The following is an 11,077-nucleotide window of genomic DNA, read 5'->3' as shown; positions in this document are numbered from 1 at the left end:
CGAGGCGGACGTGCGCACCGTAGTCGCCACAGCCCGCCTCGCGCCGAACACCAGCGTCTTTGGCGCCATCCTGACGACTGTCACGGCCTGACCGCTACGTCGCAGAAGTCAGGGGGTGGGTAATTACGTGGCCCGGCCCTATCCAGCGGCCGTTGCGGTGCTAGTCTGCCGCGGCAAGGCGTGCAGCACGACGCGCCCATCGGTCCTGGAGGAACACATGTCCAAGTTCAGGGGCGCGGCCGCCGCGCTCGCCATCCTGCTCGCGCCCGGCATCGCCCCAAATCCCGCCCTGGGGCAGGTCTCCGACGAGGTCGTCCGCATCGGCGTGCTCACCGACCTGTCCGGCCCCTATGCCGATTTCGCCGGGCCGGGCTCGGTGCTCGCCACCCGCATGGCGATCGAGGACCATGGCGGGAAGGCGCTCGGCAAGCCGGTCGAGGTGGTCAACGGCGACCACCAGAACAAGCCGGATGTCGGCGGCTCGCTGGCGCGGCGCTGGATCGACACCGACCGCGTCGACATGATCATCGACATGCCGAACTCCTCCGTGGCGCTGGCCGTGCAGCAGGTCGGCCGGGAGCGCAACCGGATCATCATCAACTCCTCGGCCTCGACCACGGAACTGACGGGGCGGCAGTGCTCCCCCGTCGGGTTCCACTGGACCTCCGACAGCTATGCGCTGTCGTCCGGCACCACCCGCGCCGTGATGCAGCAGGGCGGCAAGTCCTGGTACTACCTGACGGTGGACTACGAGGGCGGCTACGCGCTCGAGCGCGGCTCGGAAGGCGTGGTGAAGGCCGAGGGCGGCACCGCGCTGGGCCGGGCGCGGCACCCGCTGAACTCCTCCGACTTCTCCTCCTTCCTGCTGCAGGCGCAGGCATCCAAGGCGCAGGTGGTGGCGCTGGCCAATGCCGGCACCGACACCATCAACGCCATCAAGCAGGCCGGCGAATTCGGCCTGACCAAGGGCGGCCAGCGGCTGGTCGGCATGTTCGTCAACGTCAACGACGTCAAGGCGCTCGGCCTGCAGACCGCGCAGGGCGTGGTGACGGTGGAGGCCTGGTACTGGGACCAGTCCGACGAGACCCGCGCCTTCGCCAAGCGCTTCGCCGAGCGCAACCGCGGCACGGTGCCGAGCCAGTACCAGGCCGGCATCTACAGCGCGGTGCGGCACTACCTGAAGGCCATCGAGGCCGCCGGCACGGATGAGGCGATGGCGGTCGCCGCCAAGATGCGCGCGCTGCCGGTCAACGACGTCTTCACCAAGGACGGCGTCGTCCGCGCCGATGGGCGGCACGTGCACGACCTCTATCTGGTCGAGGTGAAGAAGCCGGCGGAATCGACCGGCCCCTGGGACCTCTACAAGGTGCTGGCGACGGTGCCGGCGGCGCAGGCCTTCAAGCCGCTCGATCCCGCCTGCCCGCTGGTGAAGCAATGAGCAGCGCCGCGGACCCGCGGAGCGGCTTGACCACACTCGGCTTCGTCGGCCTCGGCGCCATGGGGGCGCCGATGGTCCGGCGGCTGCTCGGCGCCGGCCACCGGGTGCTGGTGCACGACCTGAACGCGGTGGCGGTCGCCGCCGCCGTCTCGGCCGGGGCGGAGGGGCGGGGCAGCCCCGCCGCCGTGGCCATGGAAGCGCAGGTGGTGCTGGTCAGCCTGCCGACGCCGGACGTGGTCCGGGCGGTGGCCCTCGGCGCCGGCGGCCTGGCCGAGGGCGGCGCGCTGCAGGTCTATGTCGACCTGTCCACCACCGGGGCGCAGGTGGCGGTGCAGGTGGCCGCGGGCCTGGCCGCGCGTGGCGTGGTGGCGCTCGACGCGCCGGTCTCGGGCGGCGTCGCCGGGGCGGAGGCCGGGACGCTCTCGGTCATGGCGGCCGGCGACCCGGCGGCCTTCGAGCGCGTCCGCCCGGTGCTGCAGGCGATCGGGTCCAACACCGTGCTGGTCGGCGAGAAGGTCGGGCTCGGCCAGACCCTGAAGCTGGTGAACAACCTGCTGGCCGCGACCACCTGGGCCGCGGCCTGCGAGGCGCTGGCGATGGGCGCCAAGGCCGGGCTCGACCCCGAGCTGATGGTCGGCGTGATCAACAAGTCCTCCGGCCGCAGCTTCCCGACCGAGCGCTTCGCCGCCGGCCCGGTGCTGACCCGGCGCTTCGACTTCGGCTTCCGGATGGAGCTGATGGCCAAGGACATGCGGCTGGCCCTGCAGGAGGCCGAGGCGCTGGGCCTGGTGATGCCGACCAGCCGCGCGGCGCAGATGCTGTACGGGCTGGCGATGGCCGGCGGCGGCGGCAAGGGCGACGTGACCAAACTCGCCCGCGTCACCGAGGGCTGGGCGGAGGTGGAGATCGCCGCCAGCCGACGCAACGAAGGCTAGGAACGTCGGCACCCGCCGCGCGGCAGGTGCCAAGCCCACAAGAATAGAGGTGGGGTCTGGGGCGGATACCTCCGCCCCAGCCTTCACTCCGCCGCCAGCTTGCCGAAGTCGATCGGCGCCCGGGTGATCTCGCTCATCCGCTGCCGCACGGCGAAGACCCGCACCGAGACATCCGAGAAATCCGGGTTCGCCTTGATCCGTGCCGCGATCGGCCCGTTCGCATAGGCCTCCGCCGAGGCCTGGTCGGCGAAGAGGTAGATGCCGCCCGCCAGCCGTTCGGCGTCGCCGTCCAGCCAGATCTTCCAGAGCAGCCCGGGCACCTCGAGGAAGGGCTTCGCCCGGTCGTCGGTGTAGCGCGCCTCCCATTCGGCCTTCGCCATCTCCGGCCGGCGGTAGTTGATCTGGACGATGTGCATGGCGTGTCTCCTCAGGCCGGCGTCCGCTCCAGCAGCTCGATGGCGATGTTCTGCGGCCCCTCGATGAAGCAGATGCGCACGCCGGGGCGGGCCTGCTTCGGCTCCATGGTGAATTTCACGCCCTTGGCCTTCAGCTCCGCCACCGCCGCGTCCAGCCCCTGCACCGCCAGGCCGAAATGGTCGATCCCGTTGTAGGGCGACAGGGGCGGCGCCGCGACGCGGCTGTCGGAGGCCGAGATGAACAGGTCGAGCCCGCCGAGCGTCATGTCGATGCGCGGCGCCCTCGACGCGGCGGGCGACCTCGGCGCCGAGCTTGTCCTGGAACCAGGCGGCGGTCGCCTCCAGGTCGGGGCTGCGCAGGTGGATGTGGTCGAAGCCGTAGCGGGCCATGGGGTTCCTCCGTCGGTCTTTCGCCGAAGCCTAGGCCCGAAGCCCGCCGGCTGGACAGGGGGCACCGCCCCTTGACCACCGGCGCCCGGCCCGGGCACCACTCGCGCCATGGACCAGCAGACCGAACTCGCCAAGGTGAAGGGCCGCATCCGGGCGCTGGCCGCCCGGACCGTGGAGCGCGGCTGCTCCGAGGCCGAGGCGCTCGCCGCCGCCGCCAAGGTGGGCGAGCTGCTGGAGGTCTACGGGCTGTCCATGTCCGAGGTCGCGCTGCGCGAGGAAGATTGCATCCAGCACCGCGTGACCGTCCCCGGCCCGCAGCGCCTGGCGCTGCGCTGGCTCTACCCCGCTTTGCTGCGCTTCACCGACTGCCGCGGCTGGACCGACGGGCGGGCCGATTTCGTGCTCTATGGGCTCGAGCCCGACGTGCAGATGGCGGAATACCTGCTGCGCGTCGCGGAAGCTGCGCTCGCCTACGAGGAAGCCCGCTACCGCGCCACCGCCGACTACCTGCGCAGCCGCGCCACCCCGCAGACCCGGCTCCGCAGCTTCCGCTACGGCTTCGCCGACCGGCTCGGCAAGCGGCTGGAGGAGATGACCGCCACCCGGGCCGCGGCGGCCGAGGCGCGCCGCGAGGCCGCGCCTGCGAGCCAGGCATCCGCCTCCACCGCGCTGGTCCTGGCCAAGGAGAAGAAGGTCGAGGAAGGCTTCCGTGGCCTCGGCGTGCGGCTGAGGACGGTCTATTCCACCGCCACGGTGCGCGACCGCGGCGCCTATGGCCGCGGCCAGGCGGCCGGCGGCCGGGTCGGACTGGAACGGCCGGTGGGCGCCGGGCCGGGCGCCAGGGCCCTGCCGCGAAAATGAGCCGGGGCGACGCCGCTGCGCGGCGGCTCTATGCCTGGGAGGATGCCGAGGTCGGGCCACGCGACACCTCCCGCGTCCCCTTCGCCCGGCTGCAGGCCCTGGTGGACCATGTCTGGGCGGCCGAGGGGCTGCGCTTCCCGCCGCGCATCCGTCCGCTGCCCCGCCAGGCCCGCCGCACCGTGGCGCGCGCCACCCGCCTGGCGATCGAGGCGCCGGCCGAACTGCCCACCTGGGTGCTGCTGCACGAGCTGGCGCACAGCCTGACCAGCACGGCCGAGGGCGGCAGCGACGGCCACGGGCCGCGCTTCGTCGGCCTCTATGTGCATCTGCTGGTGCGCCACGCGCGGATGCCGGAGGCGGCGCTGGTGGCCTCGCTGCGCGCCGCCGGCATCGCCTTCGATCCCGCCGCCCGGCCGGCGTTCCTCGATTGAGCCGCCCGCGCTAACCTGGCGCCGCAGCGGGAGAGAAGCGGGATGCGTCCAAGAATCGCCTTCGTCGGGGCCGGCGCGGTCGGCGGCTATCTCGGCGGCCACCTCGCCCGGCTCGGCCACGACGTCACGCTGATCGACGCCTGGCCGGCGCATGTCGAGGCGATCCGCGCCCAGGGCCTGAAGCTCACCGGCATCGAGGACAGCCAGAACGTCACCGTCCAGGTGCCCGCGCTGCACCTGTCCGACGTGCAGTCGCTGTCCAAGGGCCCGCCGATCGACATCGCCTTCGTCTCGGTGAAGTCCTACGACACCACCTGGGCGACCCAGCTCATCGCGCCGCACCTGGCCCCGGGCGGCTTCGTCGCCAGCCTGCAGAACTGCATCAACGAACCCGCCATCGCCGCCGTGGTCGGCTGGGGCCGCACCATCGGCGTCATCGCCGGCACCTATTCGGGCGAGCTGGTCGCCCCCGGCGAGGTGATGCGCACCGTCCCACTCGGCGGCACCCAGCGCGTGGTCTATGCGGTGGGCGAGGCGCATGGCCGCCTCACCGCCCGCGTCGAGCAGGTCCGCGCGCTGATCGCCGCCATCGACAGCGTTGCCGCCACCACCAACCTCTGGGGCGAGCGCTGGTCGAAGCTGTGTGTCAACGTGATGCGCAACGGCGTCAGCGCCGCCTCCGGCCTCTCCGGCAACGAATGCGACCGCGACGGGCGCATCCGCCGCTTCTCCATCCGGCTCGGCGCCGAGGCCGTGCGGATCGGCCAGGCGCTGGGCTATGCGCTGGAGCCGATCCAGAAGATCGCGCCCGAGGTCCTGGCCGCGGCCGGCGCCGGCGATGCCGCGGCGCTGGACCAGGCGGAAGGCACCATCCTGGCGACGCTGGCCGCCGGCCAGCGCAGCGCCAAGCAAAGGCCGTCCATGGGCCAGGACATGATGAAGGGCCGGCAGACCGAGATCGACCAGATCAACGGCTTCGTCGTCGCCGAAGGCGCCAAGGCAGGGCTGGCGGCGCCGGCCAATGCGGCGCTGACGGCGATGGTGAAGCGGGTCGAGCGCGGCGAGGTCGCGGCGCGGGCGGAGAACATCACGGGGATCAACGCGTAGGCCGGAGGAAGTCGCGGGGGCGGCCACGCCACAACGCGAGCGCACAGCGCGCGGCGAGGGTGGCCGCATCCGCCGGGCAGTGGTGCCGAAGGCACCCTGCCCTTCAGCCACGCCGCCGAGCGGCCGCTGCCTGGCATTGACCTTGGCAGGACGTCGTGGCTGTCCGTCGGCGGCGACCCGCCCGCCTGGCCAGGAGCTCGATCGCCTCCGGCTGGCCCTGCACGGGGAACACCCCGCCGCGGACCGGCGCGCGGGCGGCGACCCAGGCCTTTGGCGCCATCCCCGATCCCTTCATCCCCGCGCCCGCTCAGGCCGGCCGGTGCTCCGGCAGGCGGGCGACGATCTCGGCGAGCGGCGCCTTGGCCAGGTCGAGGTCCAGGCTGCCCCGCAGCCGCTGCCGCGTGGCATCGCCGAGCGCCTCGCGGAGATGGCCGAGGAAGGCGGGCGGCGCCACCAGGATCAGGCGGGCGAAGCGCCTCGCCCCGGCCGCGGCCTCGAGCCGATCGGCCAGGTCGCGCGCGAAGGCCACCTTGCGCGCCGCGTGCGCATCCTGCCGTGGCTCGATCGCATGGCGGGCGCCGCCGACGCTCTCCTGCGTGCGGCCGGGACGCTCGGTTCCCAGCGCATGCGAGGGCGGATCGAAGACCTGCTGCGCCTCGGCCTCGAGTTCCTGCCACTGCTCGGCCAGCGAGAGCCGCTCGAGCACGCGCGCCCGCTGGCCGTCGGCCACCAGCACCCAGGCGATTTCCTGTCGCATCACCCTTGTCCCTCGTTCTCCGGTAGGGGGTGGCCGGACCGTCCCTGTGGCAGGCGCGCCTCGGCCTCCGCGACGCGACGCAACGTCGCGGCGAAGCTGTCCGGGTTGAGCGACATGGAATCGATCCCCTGCTCGACCAGGAATTCCGCGAAGTCCGGATGGTTGCTCGGCGCCTCGCCGCAGATCCCGACCTTCGCACCACAGGCCTGGGCCCGGCGGATCACGTCCGCGATCATGCGCTTCACCGCCGGGTCGCGCTCGTCGAACAGCCCGGCCAGCTCGGCCGAATCGCGGTCCACCCCGAGCACCAGCTGCGTCAGGTCGTTCGACCCGATGGAGAAGCCGTCGAAGCGGGCGGCGAATTCCTCCGCCAGGATCACGTTGGCGGGGATCTCGCACATCACATAGACCTGCAGCCCTGCCTCGCCACGCCGCAGACCGTGCCCGGCCATGATGGCCAGGACCTGGTCCGCTTCCCGCAGCGTGCGGCAGAACGGCACCATGACGATGATGTTGTCGAGGCCGATCTCCTCCCGCGCCTTGCGGATGGCGCGGCATTCCAGCACGAAGCCGTCGCGGTACCGGTCGGAATAGTAGCGCGAGGCGCCGCGCAGCCCGAGCATCGGGTTCTCCTCCACCGGCTCGAAGGCGGCGCCGCCGATCAGGTGGGCATATTCGTTGCTCTTGAAGTCGCTCAGCCGCAGGATCACCGGCCGCGGGTGGAAGGGGGCGGCGATGCGCGCCACGCCGCGCGCCAGCGTATCGACGAAGTAGGAGGCCTTGTCGGGGAAGCCGCGCGTCAGCGCCTCGATCTGCCGCCGCGCCTCGCGGTCCCGCACCTGGTCGAACCGCAGCAGCGCCATCGGGTGCGCCTTGATGAGGTTGCCGACGATGAACTCCATCCGCGCCAGCCCGACGCCCTGTGCCGGCAGCCGCCACCAGCGGAAGGCGGCGGCGGGACTGGCCAGGTTCAGCATCATCGCCGTACGCGTCTTCGGCAGGCTGTCGAGGTCGATATCGGTCGCGGCGAAGGGCAGCGCGCCGTCATAGACCTGCCCCGCATCGCCCTCGGCGCAGGACAGCGTCACCACCTGCCCATCGCGCAGCAGGCCGGTGGCGTCCTGCGTGCCGACCACCGCCGGCAGGCCGAGCTCGCGGCTGACGATCGCCGCATGGCTGGTGGCGCCGCCATGGTCGGTGACGATGCCGGCGGCCCGCTTCATCAACGGCACCCAGTCCGGATCGGTCGCCTCGGCGACCAGCACGGCGCCCTGCGGGAAGCCCTCGATATCGGCCGCGTCGCGGACGACGCGGACCGGGCCGCTGGCGATCGCCTCGCCCACCGCGGCGCCGCGCAGGATCGGCTTGCCCTTCGCCTGCAGGCGCCAGCTGCGCAGCACCGCGGCGTGCCGCGTGCCATGCACCGTCTCCGGCCGGGCCTGGACGATGAACAGCGCGCCGGTCTCGCCGTCGCGGGCCCATTCCAGGTCCATCGGCCGGCCGTAATGCCGCTCGACCGCCACCGCCCAGCGGGCCAGCTGCAGGATCTCGGCATCCTGCAGCACGAAGGCCTCGCGCTCGCGCCGGCTGGTGTCGACCAGGGCGGTCCGGGCGGTACCGCCGCTGGCATGGACCATCTTGCGCGCCTTGCCGCCGAGCGCCTTCTCGAGGATCGGCACGCGCCGCGGGTCGCCGAGCGGCGGCTTGAAGACCAGGTAGCGATCCGGATCGACCGAGCCCTGCACGATCGGCTCGCCGAGGCCCCAGACGGCGCTGATGACCACGACGCCGGGGAAGCCGCTCTCGGTATCGATCGAGAACATGATGCCGGAGCCGCCGAGGTCGGCCCGCACCATCGCCTGCACGCCGATCGACAGCGCCACCTTCAGGTGGTCGAAGCCCTGCATGTCGCGGTAGCTGATCGCCCGGTCGGTGAAGAGCGAAGCATAGCAGTGCCGGCAGGCGTCCAGCAGCGCCGCCTCGCCGACGACGTTGAGGAAGGTTTCCTGCTGTCCGGCGAAGCTGGCATCCGGCAGGTCCTCGGCGGTTGCGCTGCTGCGCACCGCGACCGCCGGGTCCGCGACGCCTTGGCGCGCGGCCAGCATGCGGTAGGCCGCCCGGATCTGCTCCGCCAGGGCCGCGGGGATGCCGGCGTCGAGGATCAGCCGGCGGATCGCCGCCCCCGTCTCCGCCAGGCTTGCCGCGCCGCGCCGCAGCGCGTCGAGCCGCGCCTGCATCGCGCCGCCGATGCCGCTGCCGGCCACCAGCGCGCGCCAGGCGGCGGCCGTGGTGGCGAAGCCCGGCGGCACCCGCACGCCGGCGCCGGACAGCGCGCGCACCATCTCGCCCAGCGAGGCATTCTTGCCGCCGACGCGCGGCACGTCGGCGGCGCCGACCTCTTCGAGCCAGAGGATGCCGGGATCGCCGCTCATGGCACGATCGCCACCTTCAGCACGCCGTCGCGCTGCTGGCCGAACAGTTCATAGGCCTCGGCAATGTCCCGCAGCCGGAAGTGGTGGGTGACCAGCGGCCGCAGGTCGACCCGGTTGCCCTCGATCGCCGCCATCAGCCGCCGCATGCGCTCCTTGCCACCGGGGCAGAGCGTGGTGACGATGCCGAGGTCGCCGAGCCCGGCGGCGAAGGCATCGAGCGGGATGTGCAGGTCGGTCGAGTAGACGCCGAGGGAGGAAAGCCGGCCACCCGGCCGCAGCACCCGCAGCGCCGCCTCGAAGGTCTGCTGCAGGCCGAGCGCCTCGATCGAGACATCGACGCCGCGGCCATCGGTCAGCCGGCGGATCGCCTCGACGGGATCCTCCTTCGAGAAGTTCACGACATGGTCGGCACCGAGTTGCCGCGCCATCGCCAGCCGCTCCGGCACGCGGTCGACGGCGATGATGCTGGTCGCGCCCATCAGCTTCGCCCCGGCGGTGGCGCAGAGGCCGATCGGTCCCTGGGCGAAGACCGCGACGCTGTCGCCGATGCGGATGCGGCCGCTCTCGGCGCCGCCGAAGCCGGTCGACATGATGTCGGGGCACATCAGCACCTGCTCGTCGGTCAGCCGGTCGGCGACCGGCGCCAGGTTGGCCATGGCGTCCGGCACCAGCAGGTACTCCGCCTGGCAGCCATCGATCGTGTTGCCGAAGCGCCAGCCGCCGAGCGGCTTCCAGCCATGCGCGGTGCCGGCGCCGTCCTGCGCGCCGCAGCCGCAGAGGCAGGCGTTGCTGTGGCCGGAGGGGGTGATGGCGCCGGCGATCACCCGCTGGCCCTCGCCGTAGCCCTGCACCGCGCTGCCGAGGCGCTCGATCACCCCGACCGGCTCGTGGCCGATGGTGAGGCCGGGCGCGACGGGGTATTCGCCTTTCAGGATGTGGATGTCGGTGCCGCAGATCGTGGTGGTGGTGATCCGCAGCAGCGCGTCCAGGGGGCCGATCTCGGGCACCGGCTTCTCGCGCAACGCGATCCGTCCCTTCTCGACGAACACCGCAGCCTGCATGGTCCGTGGCATGGCGTTCTCCTCCGTGGCGGCAGCACAGCCTGGCCAGGCCGGGAGTGCCTTGCGCGACCTCAAGCTGCGCGGCGCGGCCTGCATCACAAAGCCGTTCTCGATAGGGTGGATGTGGCCGCGGATCCCGCTGCGGCAGGACTGGCGCGCAGCGCTTCCCGGCCGCGCGCAACGGACGCCGCAGCGGCGACGGCTGGCCGTGATGCGCGACCCCTGCCCGCGTCACGTCGGTGGCTGGACCAAGGCCGCCTCGGCCCTGCGACGGGGCCCGCCGCAGGGGATCGCACCAGCGCCGCATGCAGGCAGCGTCGGGAGGCGAGCCCGTCGCGCCGTGCGACGACCTGATGCGAGATGAAGCCGGAACGCCGCGGCGATCCCTATCCGACGGCCCGGGCCATGGCGATGCGGAACCGCGGCAGCGCCGCCGCCATCACGAGCGCACCGATCGCGCCGGTGGCGAGGAACTGCGGCCAGATGATATCGAGCCCGGCACCACGATAGAGGATGGCCTGTGCGAAGGCGACGACATGGGTCGAGGGAAAGGCGCTCATGATGATCTGCAGCGCGGGCGGCATGCTTTCGAAGGGCGGGTTGCCGCCCGACAGGATGCTCATCGGCAGGACCAACAGGATGAACAGCAGGCCGAGCTGGGGCATGGAACGCGCGACCGTGCCGAGCCGAAGCCCGACCGCCGTGGCGAAGAACAAATGGAGCGCGACGCCGAGCAGGAAGGCGGGGATGGACCCGGCGATCGGCATGCCGACGGCCTGGTGGACCACGAACCAGAGGGACAGGCCGGTGGCGACGGTGATGACCAGCCCGTTCGCCCGCGGCTTGGCGAGGGCGATCTCCGGCGGCGAGACCGGCATGACCAACAGGTGGTCCAGCGTGCCATGCTCGCGCTCGCGGATCACCGCCGCGCCGGCCGGCAGCACCGCCAGCATCGTGACGTCGTTGATCAATCCCACGACGCCGACGAACCAGCGCGACGGGATCGCCGAGCGCGCCGGCCGCCGCATCCAGCGCCGCCTCGAGGATGCAGCCATCGTCCGCGCCGCCGACATCGGGGGGCCAGGACGGCGGCGTGCCGCTGACGGGCCCGCCGTGCGGCCACTACCGCGTCCTGCTGGCGCCTGGCGCCGACGGCAGGTATCGGGGCGCCGACATCCAGGCCGGGCTGCGCACGGCCTGTCGCCAGATCGACCTCGGGATCGTCAAGCGATCCGCGTTGCGTCAGTTC

The 11,077-nt window shown here is 72.6% G+C and carries 11 protein-coding genes; 5 read left to right on the top strand and 6 right to left on the bottom strand.

Annotated features, from left to right (window positions below; translation table 11 throughout):
* The first annotated feature begins 217 nt into the window (after window positions 1–217).
* Both ACFQS7_RS20345 and ACFQS7_RS20340 read left to right on the top strand, forming a co-directional pair.
* Window positions 218–1,438, top strand: a complete 1,221-nt coding sequence (locus ACFQS7_RS20345; protein ID WP_380068959.1) for an ABC transporter substrate-binding protein — start codon at window positions 218–220, stop codon at window positions 1,436–1,438.
* Complete coding sequence (locus tag ACFQS7_RS20340; RefSeq protein ID WP_380068958.1) at window positions 1,435–2,373, top strand: NAD(P)-dependent oxidoreductase; 939 nt, start codon at window positions 1,435–1,437, stop codon at window positions 2,371–2,373. The genes ACFQS7_RS20345 and ACFQS7_RS20340 overlap by 4 nt, the downstream gene beginning before the upstream one ends.
* 83 nt (window positions 2,374–2,456) lie before the next feature.
* Here ACFQS7_RS20340 and ACFQS7_RS20335 read toward each other — a convergent pair whose 3' ends face one another.
* Both ACFQS7_RS20335 and ACFQS7_RS20330 read right to left on the bottom strand, forming a co-directional pair.
* The gene (locus ACFQS7_RS20335) at window positions 2,457–2,789 is read right to left on the bottom strand and encodes a YdhR family protein (RefSeq protein WP_380068957.1); all 333 of its coding nucleotides are present in this window, start codon (window positions 2,787–2,789) and stop codon (window positions 2,457–2,459) included.
* An 11-nt stretch (window positions 2,790–2,800) separates the two neighbouring features.
* Window positions 2,801–3,055: a VOC family protein gene (locus ACFQS7_RS20330; protein ID WP_380068956.1), complete on the bottom strand. Its 255-nt coding sequence runs from the start codon at window positions 3,053–3,055 to the stop codon at window positions 2,801–2,803.
* 232 nt (window positions 3,056–3,287) lie between these two features.
* Between ACFQS7_RS20330 and ACFQS7_RS20325 the strand changes: the two genes are divergently transcribed.
* The 3 genes from ACFQS7_RS20325 to ACFQS7_RS20315 are packed head-to-tail and all read left to right on the top strand — an operon-like array spanning window position 3,288 to window position 5,578.
* Entirely contained in the window at window positions 3,288–4,040 is a 753-nt protein-coding gene (locus ACFQS7_RS20325; protein ID WP_380068955.1) for a DUF2786 domain-containing protein, read from the top strand.
* Window positions 4,037–4,471 (top strand): hypothetical protein, encoded by a 435-nt coding sequence (locus tag ACFQS7_RS20320; RefSeq protein ID WP_380068954.1) that lies wholly within the window; start codon window positions 4,037–4,039, stop codon window positions 4,469–4,471. The genes ACFQS7_RS20325 and ACFQS7_RS20320 overlap by 4 nt, the downstream gene beginning before the upstream one ends.
* A 42-nt stretch (window positions 4,472–4,513) precedes the next feature.
* Window positions 4,514–5,578 carry a ketopantoate reductase family protein gene (locus tag ACFQS7_RS20315; protein ID WP_380068953.1) on the top strand — a complete coding sequence of 355 codons (1,065 nt, stop codon included), beginning with the start codon at window positions 4,514–4,516 and terminating at the stop codon, window positions 5,576–5,578.
* Window positions 5,579–5,885: 307 nt separating this feature from the next.
* On the opposite strand, the gene ACFQS7_RS20310 is transcribed toward ACFQS7_RS20315, so the two are convergent.
* The 4 genes from ACFQS7_RS20310 to ACFQS7_RS20295 form a co-directional block, all read right to left on the bottom strand.
* A complete protein-coding gene (locus tag ACFQS7_RS20310) occupies window positions 5,886–6,335 on the bottom strand; it encodes a host attachment protein (RefSeq protein ID WP_380068952.1) in 450 nt (149 codons plus the stop codon).
* The gene (gene ppsA / locus ACFQS7_RS20305; protein WP_380068951.1) at window positions 6,335–8,767 is read right to left on the bottom strand and encodes a phosphoenolpyruvate synthase; all 2,433 of its coding nucleotides are present in this window, start codon (window positions 8,765–8,767) and stop codon (window positions 6,335–6,337) included. The genes ACFQS7_RS20310 and ppsA overlap by 1 nt, the downstream gene beginning before the upstream one ends.
* Window positions 8,764–9,840 carry an NAD(P)-dependent alcohol dehydrogenase gene (locus tag ACFQS7_RS20300; protein ID WP_380068950.1) on the bottom strand — a complete coding sequence of 359 codons (1,077 nt, stop codon included), beginning with the start codon at window positions 9,838–9,840 and terminating at the stop codon, window positions 8,764–8,766. Before ACFQS7_RS20300 ends, ppsA begins: the two co-directional genes overlap by 4 nt.
* A gap of 374 nt (window positions 9,841–10,214) precedes the next feature.
* Window positions 10,215–10,856, bottom strand: a complete 642-nt coding sequence (locus ACFQS7_RS20295; RefSeq protein WP_380068949.1) for an ABC transporter permease — start codon at window positions 10,854–10,856, stop codon at window positions 10,215–10,217.
* Between the last annotated feature and the right edge of the window lie 221 nt (window positions 10,857–11,077).

The organism is Dankookia sp. GCM10030260, from assembly GCF_042666655.1.
Classification (GTDB): domain Bacteria; phylum Pseudomonadota; class Alphaproteobacteria; order Acetobacterales; family Acetobacteraceae; genus Paracraurococcus.
This window is presented reverse-complemented; position numbering and strand designations above follow the sequence as displayed.